The organism is Luteibacter pinisoli (genome assembly GCF_006385595.1).
GTDB classification, from domain to species: Bacteria; Pseudomonadota; Gammaproteobacteria; order Xanthomonadales; family Rhodanobacteraceae; genus Luteibacter; species Luteibacter pinisoli.
In genome coordinates, this window is record NZ_CP041046.1 from 4,355,001 (window position 1) to 4,377,759 (window position 22,759).

Genomic DNA, 22,759 nt, shown 5'->3' on the forward strand with positions numbered 1-22,759 from the left:
ACACCGCGTACCGCTTCAAGAACGCCGACGGCAAGATCGGTTACTTCAGCGAGGAAGGCCGCCCGCTCGTCGGTTCGTTCCTGCGCATCCCGGTCGACTTCACCCGTATCTCGTCGCAGTTCAGCGCCGGCCGCATGCATCCCATCCTCGGCAAGATGCGCGCCCATAAGGGCGTCGACTACGCCGCCCCCACCGGTACGCCCATCCACGCCGCCGGCGATGGCGTGGTCAAGTTCCGCGGCTGGATGAATGGCTACGGCAACTTCGTGGTCATCCAGCACAACGGCACCATCAGCACCGCTTACGGCCACATGTCGCGCTTCGCCAACCTGCGCGTCGGCCAGCACGTGAGCCAGGGCGCCACCATCGGCTTCGTCGGCATGACCGGCCTGGCCACCGGCCCGCACCTGCATTACGAATTCCGCGTCAACAACGTACAGCGCGACCCGCAGTCGGTCACCCTGCCGAAGCCGGAGCCGCTTCCGGCCGCGCAGCTGGCAAAGTTCAAGAAGGAAGTGGTCGGCCCGCAGCTGGCTCGCCTGAACCAGCTGGATAGCAACTACAAGCTCGCCAGCGCCAAGGGCGCCACCGCCTCGAGCGACGACTGAGCGTGGCACACGCGTCGGATGGCCTGTACCTGGGCCTTATCTCGGGTACCAGCGCGGACGGCATCGACGCCGCGCTGGTCCGCTTCACCGATACCCGCCCCGCGCTTGTCGCGGGGCTGACGTATCCGTGGGACGAAACGCTGCGCGAACGCATCCTCGCCGTCGCCCAGGACGAGCAGCGCCTCGACCTCGACGGTTACGGCTACCTTGATGTCGCGGTCGGCCGCGCCTTCGCCGATGCCGCGCAGGCGGTGCTGGCCAAGGCAGGCGTGAACGCAGGCGATGTGCGCGCCATCGGTTCGCACGGCCAGACGATTCGCCATCGCCCGGATGGATCGCACCCGTTTACCCTGCAGATCGGCGATCCCTCGGTGATCGCGGAGCGCACGCGCATCGACACCGTCGCCGACTTCCGCCGTGCCGACGTGGCCGCCGGTGGCCAGGGCGCACCGCTGGTGCCGGCGTTCCATGCCACCGTATTGCGCCCGGCCACCGGCGCGCGCGTGGTGTTGAACCTGGGCGGCATCGCCAACGTCACACGGCTGACGACCGAGGGCGGCGTCATCGGCTTCGATACCGGCCCGGCCAACGGCCTGATGGATGCGTGGTGCCTGCGGCATCGCGGTGAGGCGTTTGACCGTGACGGCATGTTCGCTGCCTCCGGCACCGTCGATCCGGACCTGCTCGCCGAGCTGCTCGACGATGCGTACTTCATCCTGCCGCCACCCAAGAGCACCGGGCGCGAGCACTTTCATCTTGCGTGGCTTGATGCGCATCCGCGCGTGGCCGAGCTGCCGCCGGAAGACGTCCAGGCGACGCTGCTTGCACTGAGCGCGGTGTCGGTGACCGATGCCATCCGCCAGCATGCGGCCGATGCCACGGACGTGATCGCCTGCGGTGGCGGCGTGCACAACGCTGCGCTGATGCATGCGATCGAGAGCCGGCTCGAAGGCCGGCCGCTGCGTTCAAGCCGTGATTTCGGGATCGATCCGGACGTGATGGAAGCCATGGGCTTCGCGTGGCTGGCATTCCGCCGGTTGCGCGGCGAACCCGGCAACCTGCCCGCGGTCACGGGCGCTGCTGGCCCGCGATTGCTCGGCGCCCTGTACGCCGCACCGTAACGCTATCGCCGCTCTTCGGCGGTGCCTCGCTCGTAGGATTTCGCGGCTTCGGACAGCGACGCCGGCGAGGCCATCGTCAAGGCCGACAGCGCTTCCTGGAACGCGGCCTGCTCCTCGGCATCCCACGCACCGGTCAGGTGCGCGATGTCGCCGGGCTCAAGCAATAGCTCGCTGAACACGTCGCCCGGGCTCAAGCCGAGTCCGTACCGCAACGCGTGCAGTATGACTTCGTTGATCGACCAGCGGCGTTCCCGGGCGAGCTGCTTGATCCGCTCGGCCATCTGCTCGTCGATATGTCGTACCACGATATCCGGCACGTGCGTAACCTCCTTCGCGCATGCCCCCTGTGTGGCGAATCTTACACAGGTTGCCCGGGGGCGCGCATATACGCCTGTCGCACTATTCCTCCACGGCAGCCGGTGCCGGCAGGCCGCGCCAGAGGATGGCCAGGACGATCAGGGTGGGCACGATGGACACCGTGCTCACCACGAACAACGCGGTGTATCCCGCGTCCTTGACGAGGAAGCCGGAGAACCCGCCCAGCAGTTTGCCCGGCAGGTTGGCCAGCGCACTGAGCAACGCGTACTGGGTCGCGGTGAAGCGGCGGTTGACCAGGCCCGACATGAAGGCCACGAGCACGGGCCCGGCGAAACCCTGGGCGAAGTTGTCGCCCGACAGCGTGGCGACGAAGGCCCAGGTCTGCCCCGGGTTCTGCGCCATCAGCAGGTAAAGCATGTTGGACAGCGCCACGCCGATCGCGGACACCACCAGCAGGCGGCGCATCTCGAACCGGGTGACCGCCCAGCCGCCCAGCAGCGCACCGGCGATGCCGACGATGACGCCGTACACCTTCGATACCTCGGCAATCTGCGTCTTGCTGAAGCCCGCATCGAGATAGAACGGGTAGGCCATCACGCCGAGCATCTGGTCGGGCAGGCGGAACAGCGCCACGAACAGCAGCAGGCCCAGCGACAGCGCCACGCCGAAGCGCGCGAAGAAATCACGGAACGGCCCGATGAAACCTTCCTGCACGGCCACGGCGAAGGGCACGCGCTCACGCACGCGATGTTCCGGCTCGCGCGCGACCAGCACCGTGGCCAGCGGAATGAGCAGCAGGACGCATATGGCCATGTAGCCCTTCTGCCAGCCCAGCGCGTCCGCCACGATGAGGATGCCCGCGCCACCGGCGATCAGGCCCAGCCGATAGCCCAGCGTATACGTGGCGGCGAGCGCGCCCTGCGCTTCCGGCGGGGCGATCTCCACGCGGTAGGCGTCGACGGCGATGTCCACCGTGGCGCCGGCGAACGCGGCCAGCAGGGTCATCCCGAGGAACCGCGGCAGCGATTCCGACGGCGGGAACGCGGCCATGCCCATCAGGCCCGCCGCAAGCAGGAGCAAGGCGAACAGCAGCCAGCCGCGACGCTGGCCCAGCCGGCAGAACAGCGGAAGGTAGAGCTTGTCGACCGCCGGTGCCCAGACGAACTTGAAGTTGTAGGCGAAGGTAACGAAGGAGGCGACGCCGATGGCGCCGTAGTCCACGCCCGATTCCTTCAGCCACGCCGACAGCGTATTACCGACCAGCAGGAACGGCAGGCCCGAGGCCAGGCCGAGGAACAGCATGACCACCGCGCCCGGCTGGGCGAACGCGGCGAACAGCCCACGCCAGCCCTTGTAGCGGGCCTTCACCGCTGTTTCGGTCACTCGGCGTAGTCCACGGTGAACGGCGCATGGTCGGAGAAGCGCTCGTCGCGGTAGATCGAGCAATCACGCAGGCGATCGCGAAGCCCCGGCGTCACGATCTGGTAGTCGATGCGCCAACCCACGTTGTTCGCGCGGGCCTGGCCACGGTTGGACCACCACGTGTATTCCACGGCATCCGGCTTCAGCGCACGGAAGCTGTCGACCCAGCCGATCTCCTTGAACAGCAGGTCCAGCCAGGCACGCTCCTGCGGCAGGCAGCCGGAATTCTTCTGGTTCGAGGTCCAGTTCTTGATGTCGTCCTTGGTGTGCACGATGTTCCAGTCGCCGCACAGCACGTAGTCACGGCCGCTGGCGGCCCACTCGCGGAAGATCGGTGTCAGCCATTCCATGATGCGGAACTTGTACTGCTGGCGTTCGTCACCGGACGAACCGGAAGGGATGTAGAACGACACGACGCTGAGATTGCCGTAGCGCGCTTCGATGTAGCGCCCCTCGCAGTCGAAGTCCTCGCGGCCCAGCGACGTGCGGATTTCGTCCGGCTCGCGCTTCGAATAGATGGCGACGCCGCTGTAGCCCTTCTTGCTGCGGGCATCGTGATAGAAGCAATGATGGCCGTCCGGGCGGAACATCGGGTCGGTCAGCTGCGCTTCCTGCGCCTTGGTTTCCTGCAGGCAGACCACGTCGGCGTCCTGCTGGCGCAACCACTCGAAGACGCCCTTGGTGGCGGCCGAGCGGATGCCGTTGGCATTCAGGGAAATGATGCGCATGGGATCTCGTGTCGGGTAGCGATGCGCCCATGATAGCAACCGGGGCGTGCCCGGGCCCCTCGCGGTACCATGGCGCCTTGCTTTCACCGGACCCTATGCCGTGCACGATTATCAGCGCGAATTCATCGAGCTCACGCTCGCCCGAGACGTCCTTCGCTTCGGCGAGTTCACCCTGAAGTCCGGGCGCACCAGCCCCTACTTCTTCAATATGGGCCGGATTGATTCGGGCGCCGCGCTGGCCCGCCTCGGCCGCTCATACGCCGCGGCCGCCGTCCGTTCAGGCGTCGCCTTCGACATGCTGTTCGGCCCGGCCTACAAGGGCATCGCCCTCGCCGCCGCCACGGCTATCGCCCTGGCGGACACCCAGGACCGCGACGTGCCCTGGGCCTACAACCGCAAGGAAGCCAAGGACCACGGCGAAGGCGGCACCCTGGTAGGCGCCCCGCTCACCGGCCGGGTGCTGATCGTCGATGACGTGATGACCGCCGGCACCGCGGTGCGCGAATCGCTGGAACTGATCCGCGCGCAGGGCGCCGAGCCGGCCGGCGTGCTCATCGCGCTGGACCGCCAGGAACGCGGCCAGGGCGAGCTTTCCGCCGCCCAGGAAGTGGCCGCGCAGTTCGGCATCCCGGTCATCGCCATCGCCAGCCTGGCCGACGTGCTCACGTACGCCGGCGAACGGCCGGAACTGGCGGCTGAACATGAACGCCTCGTGGCCTATCGCGCGCAGTACGGCGTGAAGGCCTGACGAAACCCACGACCGCGTCACGCGGCCACAAGCGGTTGCAGCGGGCGCGTCGTTCACGGCGCGCGCCGCTGGCTATACTGCCCGCTCAGGAGGGGAAACCATGCGAGCAGTGCGTTACATCTGGGCGGGGACGGCGTTGATCGCTGCCATGTCCGCCACCGCCTTTCAGAACGACAAGAACAACAGCGCCTACCGCTATCGGTGGCGGGACGCGTCCGGGCAGTCGTACTTCAGCGACAGCCTGACGTCGGACGCCCTGAAGGTCGGGTACGACGTGGTGAATTCGCAGGGCATGGTCGTTCGCCATGTCGATCGCCAGCTCACCACGGACGAGCGCGCGGCCGCCAAGAAGGTGGCTGACCAGCAGGCTGCCGCGAAGGCCGTGGCCGACCAGCAGGCCCGCGACGATGCGCAGACCCTGAACGCCTACCCCACGGAAGAGGCGTACACCGCCGCCCGCCAGTCGCAGGTGGATAACTTCCACCAGGCCGTGAACACCACGCAGCTGAACCTGCAGGGCCAGGAGAAAACCCTCGCCGACCTGCTCAACCGCGCCGGCGACCTCGAGCGCGCCAAGCAGCCGGTGCCGCCGTACCTCACCGAGCGCATCGGCGAACAGCGCAATACGGTGGCCGGTCTGCGCGCCACCCTGCAGCGCCAGCAGGCCGCCGAAGCCTCGGCGAAGGCCGGCATGGCGGCGGATATCCAGCACTACCGCCAGCTCAAGGCCGCACGCGCCAACGGCGGCTAAGGCCGCCGTTCCCTCAGAAGGGCAGCTGCAGCTTCGCGTCCACGGCGTGAAGCTGCAGCCGGAAGGCCTGCTTCACCCGATCGAGCACCTTTGCGCTGTCGGCGTCGAAACGGAACACCAGGGCCGGCTGCGTGTGTGACGCACGGACGAGGCCCCAGCCATCCGGCCAGTCGGCACGAATGCCATCCAGCGTACTGAGCCGCGCATCGTCAAACGACGCCTTCGCACGGAAGGCCTCCATGAAGCGTGCCGGCGCACCCTCGGCCATCGGCAGGCGAATCTCCGGCGTGGACACGCTCTTCGGCAAGCCGTCGAAGATCTCCGCCGGCGTGCGCTCTTCCAGGTCCGCCGCAAGGATTTCCATCAGGCGCGCCGCGGCATAGATGCCGTCGTCGAAGCCGTACCAGCGATTGTTGTCGGCGAAGAAGAAGTGGCCGCTCATCTCGCCTGCCAGCGCCGCGCCGGTCTCGCGCATCTTCGCCTTGATCAGTGAATGCCCCGTGCGCCACATCAGCGGCACGCCGGCGGCATCCTGGATCACCTTGCGCAGGTGGCCCGTGCATTTCACGTCGTAGATGACCGTGGCACCCGGGTTACGCGCCAGCACGTCCTGCGCGTAGAGCATCAGCAGGCGGTCCGGGTAGATGATCTCGCCGGCCGGCGTCACCACGCCGAGGCGGTCGCCATCGCCGTCGAACGCGATGCCGATATCCGCGCCAATCGTGTGCACGGCGGCGATCAGGTCCGCCAGGTTGCGGGGGTCGGACGGGTCCGGATGATGGTTCGGGAAGCGTCCGTCCACATCGCAGTACAGCGGCACGACTTCGCAACCGATCTCTTCCAGGATGCGCGGGGCCACTTCGCTGGCGGCACCGTTACCGGCATCCACGACGATCTTCAGGCGGCGCTGGGTGGATACATCGTCGGCCACGCGCGTCACGTAGGCGTCGACCACGGACTGTTCGCGCCAGCTGCCGTGCCCGCCGGTCGGCAGGCCACCCGCGGCGATACGCCGATAAAGATCGGCCACCGCTTCTTCCGCCAGGGTCTCGCCGCCGATGACCACCTTGAAGCCGTTGTGATCGGCCGGGTTGTGGCTTCCCGTCACCGCCACGCCGCAGCCGGTCCCGAACTGGTAGCAGGCGAAATACACCAGGGGCGTGGGCACCACGCCCAGGTCGATGACGTCGATGCCCGCGTCGCGGAGGCCGTCGATCAGCGCGTTGGCCAGTTCAGGGCCGGATAGCCGGCCGTCACGACCGACGACGATCTCGCGCAATTCGCGTTCGTGCATCACCGCGCCCACAGCCTGGCCGATCAGCCGGGCCACGTCAGCGGTGAGCGTCGTGCCAACCACGCCACGAATGTCGTAGGCGCGGAAGATGGCCGGGTCCACCGTGACAGGGGCGGCCGCGGGAGCGGGTTTCGGCCGGGCCGGGGGTGCCGTGGACTCCTGGTGGCCATCGGCCATGCCCGGCGAGGGCGGAAGACGCGGCTTCCGCTGCACGTCGGCGACGAGCACTTCTTCCTCTTCGGGCTGCTGCATCACCACCACCGGCTCCGGACGGCTGCGCGCCCAGAGCAGGAAGGCACCGCCGCCCAGGCCGATCAGCGCCAGCAGCGCCGCCAGCACCTCGGAGTGCGGAATCACGATGAAGGCGTGCGGCATGGCGGCGAAGACATACAGCGCCGTGCCAGGGATGCGCTTGCCATTGGCCTCGATATCGCCGCTATTGCTGCCATCCACCAGCAGGATGAGGCTGTCCGGGCCGTCACCCTGGCGCAGCTCGAGGCGACCGCCATGCGGCGAGACGCTGGAAAAACGCGTCGCGATGCCATCGAACGGGTATTCCAGCCATGCCCATGCGCGCAGGGCGCCGCTCATCTGCACGGGCTCGACCACGCTCAGCTGGCGCTTGCCGTCGCGCGACTGCGTGCTGGCCGACGGCGGTTCCGCCGAGCCCAGCGCCGCCATGAGCTGGGCTGCCTTGGCATAGCCAAACTCGCGGTAGTTCGCGCGCACCACCTCGTCGAGGCCCGGGCTGAAGATCTCCACCGCCTGGGCCGCGGGTACAAGGGTACGCAGGCGGGCCGCCGCCGCGGGGCGATCATCAATCGTGGCCAGCAGCGTCGGATCCGCCACCGCGCCCTGGAACTGCTTGCGCAGGCCCGCGTACTCGGTGGTCAGCGCACTGACCACCTCGGTCTGCGCCGTCCGGACCTGGGCCGCCGCGTTTTCCTCATCGGCGATCAGCCACGCCTGCCAGGCGCAGAACGCGCCCGACACGATAAGCACGGTCGCTCCCACCAGCGTGAGCAGCTGCCGTGCATTGACGCGAGGCCCCCGCCCCACCCCTCCTGCTTTCCGAGCCATGTTGCCCCTTACCCTCTCGGAGGATCAGTTAACGCCGGTGGATCCAAAACCGCCCTCGCCCCGGCGCGACGGTGAAAACCCGTCGACGACGCGCAGGCGCGCCCGCCCGACCGGCACGAGCAATAATTGCGCAATACGGTCCCCGGGTGTGATGGTCAATTCGGCAGTTCCACGATTCCATGCCGAAATCATCAGCGGCCCCTGGTAGTCCGCGTCGATCACGCCCACCAGGTTACCCATGACCAGGCCCTGCTTATGGCCCAGCCCGGAACGCGGCACGATGAGCGCGCACCAGCCGGGGTCGCCGATATGAATGGCCATGCCCGTGGGCACCAGCACGCTTTCGCCCGGTTTCAGGGTGAGGGGCGCTTCCACGGCGGCGCGCAGGTCCATGCCCGCGCTGCCGTCCGTCGCCGGTTCCGGCAGGGGGATGCTGTCGCCCAGGCGGGGGTCCAGCACCTTCAGTTCAATGTCGATCAAGAGCGAAGTCCCTGGCTAGCAAGAAAGCGGTGCGCCACGTGCGTCAGCAGCTGGCGCGCCAGCTCGGTTTTCGCCACACGCGGCAGGGCCACGTCGCCGTCGGCCCAGAACAGGTGCAGGGCGTTGTCGGCCACTTCGAATCCCCGGCCCTCGCCCACCTCGTTGGCCGCGATCATGTCCAGGCCCTTCCGCGCGAGCTTGTCGCGGGCGTAGCCGGCCACGTCACGGGTTTCGGCGGCAAAGCCGACCAGGAACGGACGGCGGGGGAGCGCGGCCAGCGCGCCGATGATGTCGGGGTTTTCGGTCAGCTCAAGGCGCAGCGGCTCGCCGCCGGCCTTCTTCAGCTTGTGCCCGGCCGTTTCGCTGGGGCGGTAGTCGCCCACCGCCGCCGCACCGATATAGATGTCGGCGCCCTCGGTCGCGGCCAACACGGCATCGTGCATCTGCCGCGCGCTGCGGACGTCCACCCGGTTCACGCCGGGCGGCGTCGGCAGCGACACCGGGCCGGCGATCAGGGTCACGTCGGCGCCGGCATCGCGCGCGGCGGCGGCCACGGCGAAGCCCATCCGGCCGGAGCTGCGGTTGCCGATGAAGCGCACCGGGTCGATGTCTTCGTACGTCGGGCCCGCACTGACCACCACGCGACGGCCACGCAGCGGCTGCTCGCCGAACGACGCCACCATGATGTCGCGCAGTTCATGCGGCTCGAGCATGCGCCCGGAGCCGATGTCGCCGCAGGCCTGGTCGCCATCGGCCGGCCCCAGCACCTGCACCCCGCGCACGCGCAGCGTGCCGATGTTGGCCTGCACGGCCAGGTTCGCCCACATCTGCTGGTTCATGGCCGGGGCCACGTACACCGGGGCGGCGGTGGCGAGCACCACGGTGGAAAGAAGGTCGTTGGCGAAGCCATGCGCCAGCCGCGCGATGGTATCGGCGCTGGCCGGTGCGATCAGCACGCGCTCGGCCCATTTCGCCAGTTCGATATGACCCATGGCCGCTTCGCCCGCCTCGTCCCACAGGCTCACCCGCACCGGCTGGCCGGACAGCGCCTGGAAGGTGGTCGGGGTGACGAAATGGGTGGCGCCCTCGGTCATGACGATGCGCACGTCGGCGTCGAGGTCGCGCAAGCGGCGGACCAGCTCGCAGACCTTGTAGGCAGCGATGCCGCCGGTGACGCCAATCAGGATGCGACGCTCGCGGAGAGTCATGACAGGGCAAGGCATGGCGGCAGGACGCGTTAGCTTAACGGATTTCACCTACGCACCAGCGTGGGCACCGGTCAGGGCGCTTTTCGGAATCCTTCTATCGTCAGCGCCGGGCCGGCAACCTTAACGTGGGACCCCAGCCGCGAGACGGCCCCCGCAAAGGAAGCGCACGATGCCACGCCAACCGTCCACCGAACCCCGACCCAAGCCCCGGGCCCGCGATGCCGCCCCTTCCGAAGCGGCCTGGTCCAACCCCATCCCCGCGTGGCCGCTCCGCGAGCGCCCCCGCGAACGCCTGCTCGCGCAGGGGCCGGCCGCCCTGTCCGACGCCGAGCTCCTCGCGGTGTTGCTGGGCAACGGCAGCCGCGGCGTCGACGCCGTGGCCACCGGGCGGGCGCTGCTCAGCGGTGCGGGAAGCCTCAGCCGCCTGCTGGGTGGCGTGGCCGAGCTGCCGCCCGTCCCCGGCGTCGGCCCGGTCAAGCGCGCCCGGCTCGTTGCCGCGATCGAGCTGGCCCGCCGCTCCCTGGAGGAAGGCCTGGAGGCGCTGCCCTGCATCACCAGTGTCGAGGAGTGCTTCGCCTTCCTGAAGGCGAAGCTGTGCCACCTGGAACACGAGGTCGTCGGCTGCCTGTTCCTGGACGCCCGGCAACAGGTGACGGGCTTTGAGATCCTCGGCCACGGCACGATCAACGAGGCCACGCTGCATCCCCGCGAACTGATCCGCGGCTGCCTGCGCCACCATGCGGTCAATGTCATCCTGGTGCACAACCACCCGTCCGGGGATCCCAACCCCAGCCCGGACGACCAGTCGATGACGCTCACCATGAAGGACGCCCTGGAGCTGCTTAACGTGAAGTTGCTCGACCACATCGTGGTCGGCTCGGGCGTGCCCATGTCCATGGCCGCCCTACGGATGCTTGGCGACTGAGGCCAAAAAAAAGACGGCGCGAGTGCCGCTCGCGCCGTCCTGGGTCACCTACGTCGAGGGAGGGGCTTCGATAACCCGTGCGTGCCTTGGGCCGGGGAGACACCGGGCACAAAAAAAGTGTGACAGGGCGCGATGACAGGCCTGTGACGTGCCGGTTCCGGGTATGTGGCGCACTTGCAAATTCCGACTTATGCACATCGGACGTTTTTCGCAGTTGGCCGTCACAGCTGTTGTCCCGGCGCAGGTCAGCGTGCCAAGTGCATGATTCTTGGGGATTTGACTTGTTACGCATCGATGTCACGGCAGCGCGCGACCGGCGAAGGGTGGCGGCGTGGCGTATTGCCCACAGAGTTATCCACAGGCTGTGGGCTTCACCGGGGCGCCTCTGGCGGCAGGCCGCGTAGCCCCTTTCTGCTAGGATTACCGGTTCCATCTCCGTGTCGCGAAGCCCGTGAAACAAGAGCTCAAACAACTCGTCCTGCAGGCCATCGGCGCGCTGCGGGAGTCCGGCAAACTGCCGTCCGACTTCGTGGCCCCGACGTTCGTCATCGAGCGCACGCGCAGCCGTGAGCACGGCGATTTCGCGACCAACGCCGCCATGATGATGGCCAAGGCCGCCGGCCGGAAGCCGCTCGACATCGCCACCGACCTGGTCGAGGCCCTCACGGCCTCCCCGCTGGTGGGCAAGGTCGAGATCGCCGGCCCGGGCTTCATCAACTTCTTCCTGGCGCCCGCGGCGTTCCACGCCGAGATCGACCGCGCCCTGGCCGAAACCGACCGCTACGGCCATAACCGCGATGGCGGTGGCCGCACGGCGGGCGTCGAGTACGTGTCGGCCAACCCGACCGGCCCCCTGCACGTAGGCCACGGCCGCGCGGCGGCCATCGGCGACAGCATCGGCCGCCTGCTCCACGCCACCGGCTACAAGGTGTTCCGCGAGTTCTATTACAACGACGCGGGCGTGCAGATCGCCAACCTGGCCCTGTCCACCCAGTGCCGCGCCAAGGGCATCGCCCCGGACGAGGCTGGCTGGCCGGAATCCGGCTACCGCGGCGATTACATCGCCGAAGTCGCCCGCGCGTTCCTGGCGAAGGAATCCGTCGAGGCCGATGGCGAAACCGTCACCGCGTCCGGCAACGCCGACGACCTGGACGACGTGCGCCGCTTCGCCGTGGCCTACCTGCGCCGCGAGCAGGATCTCGACCTGAAGGCCTTCGGCGTCTCGTTCGACACCTACTACCTCGAGTCCTCGCTCTACAGCGAAGGCAAGGTGGAAGAGACGGTGCGCGAGCTGGTGGCCCATGGCCACACCTACGAGGAAGGCGGCGCACTGTGGCTGCGCTCCACGGATTTCGGTGACGACAAGGACCGCGTCATGCGCAAGTCCGACGGCACCTACACCTACTTCCTGCCGGACGTCGCCTACCACCGCACCAAGTGGCAGCGCGGCTACGAGCGCGCCATCACCGAGCTGGGCAGCGACCACCACGGCTCGCTGGCGCGCGTGAAGGCCGGCCTGCAGGCGCTCGACGCCGGCATCCCGAAGAACTGGCCCGAATACGTGCTGCACCAGATGGTGACGGTGATGCGCGGCGGCGAAGAGGTGAAGATCTCCAAGCGCGCCGGCTCCTACGTCACCCTGCGCGACCTGATCGACGAAGCCGGCCGTGACGCCACGCGCTACTTCCTCATCGCGCGCAAGGCCGACTCGCAGCTGGTGTTCGACATCGACCTGGCCCGCTCGCAGAGCAACGACAACCCGGTCTACTACATCCAGTACGCCCATGCCCGCGCCTGCCGCGTGTTCCGCGAACTGGCCGACCGTGGCCTGTCCACGGACCGCGGCAACGGCCTGGCGAAGCTGCCCCTGCTCGATACCGAGCACGAGCAGGCGCTGATGGTGGAACTGTCGCGCTACCCGGAAGTGGTCGAAGCCGCCGGCATCAATCTGGAACCGCACCTGATCGCGCAATACCTGCGCGAACTCGCGGGCGCCCTGCACAGCTACTATCACGAGCACAAATGGATCGTGGACGACGCCGACCTGCGCGACGCCCGCCTCACCCTGGTCGCGGCGACGCAACAGGTACTCAGGAACGGTCTGGATCTGCTGGGCATCAGCGCCCCGGAGAGCATGTAAATGGCAACACGCAAGAAGCCCAAGGGCCGCCAGGCCGTACGCAACAGCTCCGGCGGCATGCCGGGCTGGGGCTGGGCCCTGATCGGCATCATGGCCGGTGCGCTGCTGATGGCCTTCGCCATGCGCGGCAGCTTCATGCCGATGAAGAAGGACGGCCCCGAGCCGAACCCGCAGGCCACCGCGCAGAAGGCCAGCGAGCCGGGCGTGGCTGACACGGCCGAGCCGGAGAAGCCGCGCAAGCCGTCGTACGACTTCTATTCGGTGCTTTCCGAGAAGGAAGTGCGCATTCCGGATGCGGAGATCCACGCCCAGGCCAAGGCCGAGGCGCAGCAGACCCAGCAGCAGACCGCCGCGCAGCAACAGCAGGCCCAGGCCGCGCAGGCTGCCCAGCAGGCTGCCGCGGCCGCCGCCGCGACCCAGCAGCAGAAGGAACAGGTCAGCGCCGCCACGGCGAACCTGCCGAAGGCCACGACGCAGACGGTCACCGCCACGCCCGCGCAGGCCGCACCGGCCGCGCCTTCGGGCACGCCGGGTTACCTCTTGCAGGTCGGTGCGTTCCCCAGCGCGGCGGATGCCGAATCGCTGAAGGCGAAGCTCGCGCTGCAGGGTTTCATCGCCAACGTGCAGCCGGTGAAGGTCGGCGCGCAGACGTATAACCGCGTCCGCCTCGGGCCGTTCAAGTCGGCCACCGAGCTGGAAAGCACCCAGCAGCGGCTGCAGTCGGCCGGCATCAAGGCCATCGCGCTGAAAGAAGGCGGTTAAAAAAAGGCCCCGCGAGGGGCCTTTTTTTTCGTCAGCTCTTCCGCTTCAGGCGGATCAGCGCGGAGATGTCGTCGTCGCCGTAGCCTTCGGACATCAGCTGGGCGAAATCCGCCAGCGACTGTTCGATGATCGTCCGGTCCGTGCCGGCGTCCGTGGCGATGCCGCGGACGATGCCCAGGTCCTTATGCAGCAGCGCCAGCTTGAAGCCCACCGAGAACTCGTTGCGCAGCATGGTGGCGCCGCGCTTCTCGAGGAACCAGTTGCCGGCCGCGCCCGCGCCCAGCGTGGGAATCAGGCGATCCGCTTCCAGGCCCAGCGCTTCACCCAGCGCCAGCCCTTCGGTCACCGCATGGGCGATGCCGGCGACCAGCACCTGGTTCACCGCCTTCGTCGCCTGGCCGCTGCCGACCGGGCCCATGTGGGTGATGCGCACGCCATAGGCGTCGAGCACCGGACGGGCCTTCTCCAGCGTGGCCTCGTCACCGCCGACCATCACCGAGAGCTTGCCGTTCTTCGCGCCTTCGACACCACCGGACACCGGCGCGTCGAGGAACAGGCCGCCGGCGTCGCCGATGATGCGTGCCGCCTTCTTCGCCGTGTCCGGCGAGACGGTGGAGTGATCGACCACCACGGCGCCCTTCTTCAGCGAAGGCGCCAGCGCCTCGACCACGCCGATGACGTCGGCATCCGCGCTCACGCACAGGGCGATGACATCGCAGGTCGAGGCGATGGTGGCGAGGTCCGGCGCCTGCACGCCCAGTTCCTGCGCCAACGCATCGGCGCGCGACTGCGTGCGGTTGCCCACGGCAGCCAGCAGGCCCTTGGCATGGAGGTGCCCGGCCATGGGCGCACCCATCGCGCCCAGTCCGATAAACGCCGCTTTCAGAGTCATCGCGTGGTCTCCGCGAGATAGGTGTAGCCGGTGAGGCCCTTGTCGAGCGACGCGGCAAGTTCATCCGCCAGCGCGCCGCCGATGCCCGCGGCCTGGATGCGCTCGGCGTAGGTCTGGCGCAGCGCCTTCACGTCGTAGCCCACGTAGTCGAGCATCAGGTCCGTCGTGTCACCACGGCGGATGTGCGCGAACTCGTAGCCGGACGCGGTGGCGCGCACGTTCACGGCATCCGTGTCACCGAACAGGTTGTGAATGTCGCCCAGGGTCTCCTGGTACGCGCCGACCATGAAGATGCCCAGGCGGTACGACTCACCCTCGTTCAGCGAATGCAGCGGCAGGCTCACGTCCACGCCCTCCGCATCCACGTAATGGTCGATGCGCCCATCCGAATCGCAGGTGAGGTCCGCGATGACGCCGCGACGGGTGGGTTCTTCGTCGAGGCGATTGATCGGCACGATCGGGAAGATCTGGTCGATCGCCCAGATGTCCGGCACCGATTCAAAGACCGAGAAATTCACGAAGTACTTGTCGACCAGCTTCTCGTCCAGGTCGTCCAGCGCCTGGCGATGCGCGCGCTCGGCGGGCAGCAGGCGCGGGCGCACGGCGTTGGCGATGGCGTAGAACAGGTCGTCCAGCGTGGCGCGGTCGCGCAGGTCCAGCTGGCCCAGCGCGTACAGCGCCTGGCCTTCGGCGAAGTGATGCTGCGCCTCGTGGAACAGTTCCAGCGGCGGGCGATCGTCCAGCTCGGCGTGGGTTTCACGCAGGTGGCGCAGCACCGACGGCTCCTCCGCGCGCGGCGGGACGATGGCGCCGGTCGGCACCTCTTCCACTTCGCTCACGTTCACCACCATCACCGCGTGGTGCGCCGTCATGGCGCGGCCCGACTCGGTGAAGATGATCGGCGCCGGCATGCCGTGCTCGGCCACGGCCTCGGCCAGCGGCTGGACGATGCTGGCGGCGTACTGGCCCAGGCTGTAGTTGATCGAGTTGAAGCTGCGCGAACGGGTGCCTTCGTAATCCACGCCCAGGCCGCCACCGACGTCCACCACATCGATGGGCACGCCCAGGCGGTGCAGCTCGATGAAGTAACGCACGGCTTCGCGCATGCCCGCGGCGATGTCGCGCACGTTGGAGATCTGCGAGCCCATGTGGAAGTGCTGCAGGCGCAGGGTGTGCTTCAGGCCCGCGGCGTCCAGGCGGTCAATCAGCTCCAGCACCTGGCCGGGGCTGAGGCCGAACTTGCCCTTGTCGCCACCGGTGTTCTGCCACTTGCCGGCGCCGATGGAGGCCAGGCGCACGCGCACGCCGAGCAGCGGCTCCACGTCCAGCGCCTTCGCCTCGGCCAGCACGTGGTCCAGCTCGGAAAGCTTCTCCACCACGATGTGCACGCGCAGGCCGAGCTTGCGGCCGATCAGCGCCAGGCGCACGTATTCGCGGTCCTTGTAACCGTTGCAGACCACCATGCTGCCTGGGCGGGCATAGGCCAGCACGGCCATGAGCTCGGGCTTCGAGCCGGCTTCCAGGCCGAAGCCTTCCTCGCCGGCGGCGACCAGCTCGCTGACCACGCCGCGCTGCTGGTTCACCTTGATCGGATAGATGGCCGTGTACGAGCCGGCGTAGTCGGCATCGTCGATGGCCTTGGCGAACGCTTCGCGCAGGCGGCGCAGGCGGTCGGCCAGGATATCGGGGAAGCGGATGAGCAACGGCAGGCGCAGGCCTTCGGCCTTGGCCTGGTCGACGATGGCCGGCAGGTCGAGGGCCGGGCCCTCGTCGCCGCGCGGGCGCATCTGCAGGTGGCCGTCGGCGGCCACGTCGACGTAGCCGTTGCTCCAGTGGGGGATCGCGTAGGTCAGCTTGGCGCGATCGATGGTCCAGTTCGCCATGGGCAGGCGTTCTCCAGGTGATGTTGTCGTGTCCCCTTGAGGGGGCGCGGAACAGTCGCAGCGGCGAACCTTGACCTGAAACGGGCCTGGACGGCCGGGAGCCTCGCACGCCGCGGGGCCAGACCAGGCGGGGCCAGCCACCCGTCGGGGGTAGCGGCTGACCTTCTATTGTAGCGGCCCCACATGACATCCGGGTATCGGTAGGGATGGGCCTACACCGCAAGCCGGTCAGGGACTTGGCCGCTTTTTGCCCCGGAGCCGGTACAATCGTCGATTCAAACCCCCTACCCGTTTCCAGGATCACGCGTCATGTCGCAGCAGCAACTCAGCTGGTTTACCGAAGCCCACCAGGCTTCGGGCTCTTCCATCGGTTTCCGCGTCGAGCGCCTGCTGCACGCCGAGAAGACCGAGTTCCAGACGATCGAGATCTACCAGACCACCGATTGGGGCAACCTGATGGTGATCGACGGCTGCGTCATGCTCACCGGCCGTGACAACTTCCTGTACCACGAAATGATGACCCACCCGGCGCTGTTCACCCACGCCCGCGCCAAGCGCGTCGTGGTCATCGGCGGCGGCGATTGCGGCACGCTGCGCGAGGTGCTCAAGCACGAGGAAGTCGAGAAGGCCACCCAGGTGGAAATCGACGAGCGCGTCACCCGCCTGGCCGAGGAGTACTTCCCGGAGCTGTGCGATTCGAACAACGACCCGCGCGCCGAGCTGCTCTTCATCGACGGCATCAAGTACATGGCCGAAGCCGAGCCGGAATCGATCGACCTGGTCATCGTCGACTCGACCGACCCGGTGGGCCCGGCCGAAGGCCTGTTCAACGCCGCCTTCTACGCCAGCTGCTTCAAGGCCCTGCGCCACGGCGGCATCCTGGTCCAGCAGTCGGAATCGCCGATCGCCCACATCGAGCTGATCAAGTCGATGCGCTCGGCCATGCGTACCGCCGGCTTCAAGGCCGTGCGCACGCTGCCCTTCCCGCAGCCGTGCTACCCCACCGGCTGGTGGAGCTGCACCATGGCCCGCAAGGATGGCGACCTGTCCGGCTTCCGCGAGCGCGGCGCCATCAGCAAGGGCTTCCCGACCAAGTACTATAACGCTGACATCCACAAGGGCGCCCTCGCCCAGCCGGAATTCATGCGCGAGGCGTTGGGCGAATAAAGAACGTCGACGACGAACGAAAAAAGGGCGCCCTTGGGCGCCCTTTTTTTTATTTCCCGTTTTCGACGTGGGCAGGTGACCAGTCGGCGGGCGCCTCGGCCGGCATGCCGTAGGCTCGCAACGAGGCCAGCACCACGCTCATCTCGGTGCCGCCGCTGCGCGCCAGCATCAGCAGCTTCAGCGCCGTGGCGCGGTCGCCCTGGGCCTGGACGTTGAGCTGGGCGAAGCGCTGCATCTGCCACACGAGGTTGAGGCGCGCCGCCTTCGCGGACTGCTGGTCGGCGGCATCCGTCGACAGGGTCTCGCGCAGATGCAGGCCGAGGGAGCGGCCGAGCGGGCTGCTACCCCATTCCAGCACCTTGGCCAGCTTCAGGCAGTCGGCGACGATCGCGCCGTTTTCCTTGTTGGTCTCGCAGAAGCGCGCCGTGGACTGGAACGAAGGCAGCGGCTGCGCGCTGGCCAGGCCAAACACGATCACCATCTGCACGCCGGCGGCGCCGGAACCCTGCAGGGCGTTGAAGGTGTCCGGCGGCGGGGGCAGCTGGCTCACCGAGGTGGCCAGCGCCTTCAGGCTGGCGCCGAGGTAATCATCGTAAACCTTGGCGTTGGCGGCCTTGGCCAGGTCGGCGCGGGCGGCGGCGGCATCGCCCTTGTGGTCGTCGATACCCAGCTTGAGCATCCACACCGCGGCGTTATCCGGGGCCTGGGTCTGCAGCTGGGTGACGGCGTCCGCGTTGGGGCAGGCGCCATCGGTCTTCGCATTGCAATCGGCCAGGCTCGCCCAGGTCACCCGGGGGCCGGCGTCGGCATTGCGCGAGGCGCGCTCGAGCAGGGCGTGGTAGCTGAGCACCTCGGGCGGGCTGGGCAGCGGGCGGGCCAGCAAGGCGGCGCCCAGCAGCGGCTCGGCCTCGGTGCGCAGCGCCAGCACGCTGGCCAGGTCCTTCTGGAACTGGAGCAGGGCCTTGGTCTGGTCCTTCTGGGCCTTGGCGTCAGCCTTGGTCGGCCCCTTGGCGGCACCCGGCCAGGGGGTGGCGGCCAGCGCAGGCAGGGAAAGCAGCCCGGCAAGGGCCAGGGTTACGGCGCGGCGTCCCCGCATGCGACATCTCCGTGAAATAAAAGAACAAGGATACGGCCGCAGGATGAACGGAAGCTACGGCCCCTCGGTTTCACAAACGCTCGACGTTGTTACCATCGGGGGCGACGCTGGGTGGACATGCCTCCATCCTGCGATAGAACAGGAGCTTGCAATGGACCAATTCGCCATCTTCGCCAGTGAACGTGCTGGTTTCTTCGTCGGCTGGGGCACCCTCTCGCTGATCAACGCCGGCCTGGCCCAGGGCAAGAACCGCAGCGGCCTGGTCTGGTGGCTGCTCTCCCTCATCCTGGGCCCCATCGGCACCCTGATCTTGGTCGTTATGCCCAAGGTTCGTACGAAGCTGTTTTGATCCACTCACCCTGTGTAGGCTAGGCACCTCCCCATGGCAGGTGCTCGCGGATGCTTACGACGCTCGTGGCTAGCAGCAAGGGTGGTTGCGGCAAGACGACGCTGGTGACCCAGCTCGCGACCCATTGGGCACAGGCCGGCAAGCACACGGCCATCATCGATGCGGACCGGCAACACTCCAGCCTGCGCTGGGCCGGCCGCCGCCCTGAGAACGTCCCCGGCGTCACCGCCATCGAAGGTAGCCGCCGCGCCTTCGACCGTCTCTCCGACGATATCCAGCGGGTGATCGTCGATACCCCCGCCGGCGTCGACGAAAAGGACATGGAGCCTTACCTCGACAAGGCCGATGTCATCCTGGTCCCCGTTCTGCCGTCGTCCTTCGACCTCGACGCGACCATGGATTTCCTCAAGATCCTGCAAGGCATCCCCCGGGTAAAGCGTGGCAAGCTGCCCGTGGCCCTGGTCGGCAATCGCCTGAAGCCGTGGACGAACGCCAGCCAGCAAGCCATGGCCGATCTTGCCGGACAATCGCCCTTCCCGGTGGTGGCCGAGTTACGTGATTCGCAGGCTTACGTCTTGCTCACGGCGCTCGGTAAGGGCATCTTCGACTATCACTCGGAAAACGTGCGCGGACACCAGGACGACTGGGCGAAACTTCTTCGCTGGATAAAGCGAAGCACCTGAGCGTAAGGGCAACCGCGAGCAAGCATCACGCCACGATACGTGGCCTTAGCGGAGGGCTGTACCCATGCGCGAACTCATTCTCCTGCGTCATGCCGAGGCGGAAACCGCCACGGCAGGTAAAGACGACCGCGAGCGAAAACTCACCCAGCACGGCAAGAACGAAGCCCGCGCCGCCGGCGAGTGGCTCGCCAGCCACGACGTCCATTACGACCGCATCCTCTGCTCCCCATCCGAGCGCACCCGCGAAACCGCGGCGCTGGCGCTGGGCCAGGTCGAGCCCCAGTTCGAACCCGCCATCTACGACGCCACCGTGGGTGACCTGTACGACCTCCTCGATGAGCAGAGCGACGCCGAGCGTGTCGTCCTCGTCGGTCACAATCCCGGCATCGAGCAGCTGGTAGCCTTCCTCGTCGAAGGTCGCTCCGAGGATTACCGCGGCATGCCGCCCGGTGGCATGGCCCGCCTGTCCATCGGCGACAAGCTCGAGCCCGGCAAGGCCAAGCTCGAAACCTTCTGGTCTCCACCCAACTAGTCTTACCCGTCGAGCTTCCTGATGCGCCTCCTGCTGTCGGCGATCGCCCTGCTCCTCTCAGCGGCGCCTTTGTACGCCGCTGAACTGCGCATCGATCCGGTGCGCTCCAAGGCCGAGTTCAGCGTGCGCCTGCTCTGGGTCACTTCGGTCGCAGGCAGCTTCCAGGGCATCCGCGGGGATCTCACCACCGATCCGGCCACCGCCACGGCGGTGGTCCGGGCCGACATCGACACCGAGAACATCCAGATGGAATCCGCGCGCCTGCGCCGCTGGGTGCTGGCGCCGGAGTTCTTCGATGCGGAACACCACCCGCGCATCCACTTCGTTTCCCAGGCCACGCCGCTGGTCCTGCTCAGCCATGGTGGCGAAGTCACCGGCGAGCTGACCATCCGCGGCGTCACCCGTCCGGTCACCTTCCGGCTCCTGGCCAACCGCTGCCCGCCCGAGTCCATGGCCGGCTGCGTCCTGCAGCTGCAGGGCATCATCGACCGCACGGATTTCGGGATGCTTGGCCGCCGCGGCGCGTTGTCAGACCGCGTGAACCTCGGCATGGCCATAGTTATCGAGGCAATGTAAGCCCACGGCGCGCGCACGGCTCACGTTCCGTTGCTAAGCGTCCCCTATGATGCGCGGCATGCGCCGCCTCCTCTTGCTCCTGATCCTTGCCGCCACGCTGGCGACGGGCGGCTGTTCGCTCTCGGCGGCGCGCATCCAGAAAGCCGATGCGGTGGTGGCCCTCACCGTCGACCGGCAGTCCACCTGCGCCCAGCCGGACCATTGCGCCCTGCCCTCGGTGCTGGTCGATGCGGCGCTGGAAGCCAACGCCGCCTCCACCCCGGACAAGCCCGTGCACGTGGCCACGCTGCTGGAAGACGGCGAGACCGCGCTGGCCGCGCGCGTGAACCTGATCCGCGCCGCCCGCCAGACCATCGACGTGCAGACCTACATCTGGGAGCAGGACGACGCCGGCAAGCTGGTGCTCGATGAACTGATCGCCGCCGCCCGCCGTGGCGTCCGCGTGCGGATCCTCGCCGACCAGCTGTTCTCCTTCCGCGACCCGGGCCTGCTCGCGGTGCTGGCGCGCGCCAGCGACAACATCGAGATCCGCCTCTACAACCCCACCTTCTACAGCGCGCGCACGCCGCCGCTGGAATTCGCCGCCGGCATCGTCTGCTGCTTCTTCCACTTCAACCAGCGCATGCACAACAAGCTGATCGTCATCGACGACCTGATCGGCATCACCGGTGGGCGCAATTACGAAGACCGCTATTTCGACTGGGACCCGGCGTTCGATTACGTGGACCGCGACGTCATGGTCGGCGGCCCCGCCGCCAAGGCCATGGGCGCCAGCTTCGACCAGTTCTGGGTGCACAAGCGCGCGGTGCCGCTGACCCACCTGCGTGACGTCAACAGCGAGCTGGTGGCCGACACCGACGACCTCAAGCGATGGGCGCCACCCACCTACGACAACCCCGAACGCGTGACGGAACTGCTCGAGCACGCCGAGGACGCGGGTTGGGTCGACGAGCGACTGGTCCGCGCGACGCTACGACTCAACCGCGTGGAATACCTCTCCGACCTGCCCGGCAAGACGGACGACCCGAAACGCCGCGAGGCGCGCACGCTTACCCGGCACATCATGGGCCTGGTGCGTAACGCGAAAAGCGAGATCGTGCTGCAGACGCCGTACCTGGTGATGAGCAAGCCGGCGAAGAAGATCTTCAGCAACCTGCACAAGCAGCCGGATCCGCCGCGCGTCGTCGTCTCCACCAACTCGCTGGCGTCCACCGACGCCTTCGCGGTGTACGCCATGTCGTATAAGCACCGTAAGCGCTACCTCATCGATTACGGCTTCGAGATCTACGAACTGAAGCCGCACCCGGCCAACGCCGACCGCGACGCGCTGGAAGGGCCGACCACCGACATCATCACGCCGCCGATCAACCGGCCGGTGGGCTCGGGAGGCGGCGATCGCCGCCCGACCCGCGCGGAGCGTTCGCGTGCCGCCGGCACGTCGGGTCCGTCGGAAAGCGCCGGCTTCCTGTCCGCCGGCCGCCGCTACGGCCCCGGCGCACGCCATCGCCCCGCGCCGCTGCTTACCGAAGGCGTGCGCTTCGGCCTGCATGCCAAGTCCATCGTGGTGGACGACACCTTCGCCATGGTCGGCACGCACAACTTCGACCCGCGCTCGGACCACTACAACACCGAGTCCGGCGTGATCATCTACGACAAGCGTTTCTCGGATCGGCTGCGCGGCTCGATCATGCAGGACACCGAGCCCGGCAATGCGTGGGTGATCGGCCCGCGGCAGAAGACGATCCCGGTGCTGTCGGAGATCAACGAATTCATCGGTGACGTCTCCGAACGCCTGCCGTTCTTCGACCTGTGGCCGTTCCGCTACGCCACCAGCTACGACCTGAAACCCGGCTGCATCCCGATGCGCTGGACGGATCCGAAGTTCTTCGAATGCTACGAACCGGTCGGCGACTTCCCCGAAGTGGATGTGTCGCTGAAGATGATCTACACCCGCATGATCACCGCGTTCGGCTCAGCCTCTTCCGGCATCCTGTAG

The 22,759-nt window shown here is 67.7% G+C and carries 22 protein-coding genes (1 of these 22 running past the window's edge); 13 read left to right on the top strand and 9 right to left on the bottom strand.

All coding sequences use genetic code 11. The annotated features are described in order from the left end of the window. Positions 1-608, top strand: partial view of an OapA family protein gene (locus tag FIV34_RS19705; RefSeq protein ID WP_139985183.1) — the end only. The gene continues 871 nt to the left of window position 1, outside the view; only the last 608 of its 1,479 coding nucleotides appear in the window; the start codon falls outside the window, past its left edge; it ends in the stop codon at positions 606-608. 2 nt (positions 609-610) lie between these two features. Then, positions 611-1,729 carry an anhydro-N-acetylmuramic acid kinase gene (locus FIV34_RS19710; protein WP_139985184.1) on the top strand — a complete coding sequence of 373 codons (1,119 nt, stop codon included), beginning with the start codon at positions 611-613 and terminating at the stop codon, positions 1,727-1,729. Positions 1,730-1,731: 2 nt separating this feature from the next. Here the strand turns inward: FIV34_RS19710 and FIV34_RS19715 are convergent, their stop codons facing one another. From FIV34_RS19715 to FIV34_RS19725, 3 genes are all read right to left on the bottom strand, one after another. After that, positions 1,732-2,046, bottom strand: a complete 315-nt coding sequence (locus FIV34_RS19715) for a ribbon-helix-helix protein, CopG family (protein WP_139985185.1) — start codon at positions 2,044-2,046, stop codon at positions 1,732-1,734. Between the two features lie 82 nt (positions 2,047-2,128). Beyond that, a complete protein-coding gene (locus tag FIV34_RS19720) occupies positions 2,129-3,430 on the bottom strand; it encodes an AmpG family muropeptide MFS transporter (RefSeq protein WP_425462902.1) in 1,302 nt (433 codons plus the stop codon). Next, positions 3,427-4,197 carry an exodeoxyribonuclease III gene (locus tag FIV34_RS19725; RefSeq protein WP_139985186.1) on the bottom strand — a complete coding sequence of 257 codons (771 nt, stop codon included), beginning with the start codon at positions 4,195-4,197 and terminating at the stop codon, positions 3,427-3,429. The genes FIV34_RS19720 and FIV34_RS19725 overlap by 4 nt, the downstream gene beginning before the upstream one ends. Positions 4,198-4,297: 100 nt before the next feature. Here FIV34_RS19725 and pyrE point away from each other — a divergent pair, with 100 nt between their 5' ends. Both pyrE and FIV34_RS19735 read left to right on the top strand, forming a co-directional pair. Continuing rightward, positions 4,298-4,945, top strand: a complete 648-nt coding sequence (pyrE, locus tag FIV34_RS19730) for an orotate phosphoribosyltransferase (protein WP_139985187.1) — start codon at positions 4,298-4,300, stop codon at positions 4,943-4,945. 100 nt (positions 4,946-5,045) lie between these two features. Further along, entirely contained in the window at positions 5,046-5,696 is a 651-nt protein-coding gene (locus tag FIV34_RS19735) for a DUF4124 domain-containing protein (protein WP_246058694.1), read from the top strand. A gap of 13 nt (positions 5,697-5,709) precedes the next feature. Here FIV34_RS19735 and FIV34_RS19740 read toward each other — a convergent pair whose 3' ends face one another. The 3 genes from FIV34_RS19740 to coaBC are packed head-to-tail and all read right to left on the bottom strand — an operon-like array spanning position 5,710 to position 9,758. Beyond that, positions 5,710-8,070 (bottom strand): phosphomannomutase/phosphoglucomutase, encoded by a 2,361-nt coding sequence (locus FIV34_RS19740; RefSeq protein WP_139985188.1) that lies wholly within the window; start codon positions 8,068-8,070, stop codon positions 5,710-5,712. A gap of 24 nt (positions 8,071-8,094) precedes the next feature. Continuing rightward, entirely contained in the window at positions 8,095-8,550 is a 456-nt protein-coding gene (dut, locus tag FIV34_RS19745) for a dUTP diphosphatase (RefSeq protein WP_139985189.1), read from the bottom strand. Further along, on the bottom strand, positions 8,547-9,758 hold the full coding sequence (gene coaBC, locus FIV34_RS19750) for a bifunctional phosphopantothenoylcysteine decarboxylase/phosphopantothenate--cysteine ligase CoaBC (protein WP_139985190.1): 1,212 nt from the start codon (positions 9,756-9,758) through the stop codon (positions 8,547-8,549). Before coaBC ends, dut begins: the two co-directional genes overlap by 4 nt. A 169-nt stretch (positions 9,759-9,927) precedes the next feature. On the opposite strand from coaBC, the gene radC reads away from it, so the two are divergent. From radC to FIV34_RS19765, 3 genes are all read left to right on the top strand, one after another. Next, entirely contained in the window at positions 9,928-10,683 is a 756-nt protein-coding gene (gene radC, locus FIV34_RS19755; protein ID WP_139985191.1) for a RadC family protein, read from the top strand. A gap of 451 nt (positions 10,684-11,134) precedes the next feature. Beyond that, positions 11,135-12,823, top strand: a complete 1,689-nt coding sequence (argS, locus tag FIV34_RS19760) for an arginine--tRNA ligase (RefSeq protein ID WP_139985192.1) — start codon at positions 11,135-11,137, stop codon at positions 12,821-12,823. Beyond that, on the top strand, positions 12,824-13,585 hold the full coding sequence (locus FIV34_RS19765) for an SPOR domain-containing protein (RefSeq protein ID WP_139985193.1): 762 nt from the start codon (positions 12,824-12,826) through the stop codon (positions 13,583-13,585). Between the two features lie 31 nt (positions 13,586-13,616). Here the strand turns inward: FIV34_RS19765 and FIV34_RS19770 are convergent, their stop codons facing one another. Both FIV34_RS19770 and speA read right to left on the bottom strand, forming a co-directional pair. Continuing rightward, positions 13,617-14,477 carry an NAD(P)-dependent oxidoreductase gene (locus tag FIV34_RS19770; protein ID WP_139985194.1) on the bottom strand — a complete coding sequence of 287 codons (861 nt, stop codon included), beginning with the start codon at positions 14,475-14,477 and terminating at the stop codon, positions 13,617-13,619. Beyond that, positions 14,474-16,360: an arginine decarboxylase gene (gene speA / locus FIV34_RS19775; protein ID WP_139985195.1), complete on the bottom strand. Its 1,887-nt coding sequence runs from the start codon at positions 16,358-16,360 to the stop codon at positions 14,474-14,476. The genes FIV34_RS19770 and speA overlap by 4 nt, the downstream gene beginning before the upstream one ends. A 309-nt stretch (positions 16,361-16,669) precedes the next feature. Between speA and speE the strand changes: the two genes are divergently transcribed. Beyond that, positions 16,670-17,527, top strand: a complete 858-nt coding sequence (gene speE / locus FIV34_RS19780) for a polyamine aminopropyltransferase (RefSeq protein WP_139985196.1) — start codon at positions 16,670-16,672, stop codon at positions 17,525-17,527. Positions 17,528-17,576: 49 nt separating this feature from the next. Here the strand turns inward: speE and FIV34_RS19785 are convergent, their stop codons facing one another. Then, entirely contained in the window at positions 17,577-18,623 is a 1,047-nt protein-coding gene (locus tag FIV34_RS19785; protein WP_139985197.1) for a hypothetical protein, read from the bottom strand. A gap of 151 nt (positions 18,624-18,774) precedes the next feature. On the opposite strand from FIV34_RS19785, the gene FIV34_RS19790 reads away from it, so the two are divergent. The 5 genes from FIV34_RS19790 to FIV34_RS19810 all read left to right on the top strand — a co-directional run bounded on the left by FIV34_RS19790 (position 18,775) and on the right by FIV34_RS19810 (position 22,759). Beyond that, on the top strand, positions 18,775-18,972 hold the full coding sequence (locus tag FIV34_RS19790) for an antitermination protein NusB (RefSeq protein WP_139985198.1): 198 nt from the start codon (positions 18,775-18,777) through the stop codon (positions 18,970-18,972). Between the two features lie 50 nt (positions 18,973-19,022). Then, complete coding sequence (locus FIV34_RS19795) at positions 19,023-19,655, top strand: ParA family protein (RefSeq protein ID WP_139985199.1); 633 nt, start codon at positions 19,023-19,025, stop codon at positions 19,653-19,655. Between the two features lie 64 nt (positions 19,656-19,719). Continuing rightward, a complete protein-coding gene (locus FIV34_RS19800; RefSeq protein ID WP_139985200.1) occupies positions 19,720-20,187 on the top strand; it encodes a SixA phosphatase family protein in 468 nt (155 codons plus the stop codon). A 21-nt stretch (positions 20,188-20,208) separates the two neighbouring features. Then, entirely contained in the window at positions 20,209-20,763 is a 555-nt protein-coding gene (locus FIV34_RS19805) for a YceI family protein (RefSeq protein WP_139985201.1), read from the top strand. A gap of 58 nt (positions 20,764-20,821) precedes the next feature. Then, the gene (locus FIV34_RS19810; RefSeq protein ID WP_342777367.1) at positions 20,822-22,759 is read left to right on the top strand and encodes a phospholipase D family protein; all 1,938 of its coding nucleotides are present in this window, start codon (positions 20,822-20,824) and stop codon (positions 22,757-22,759) included.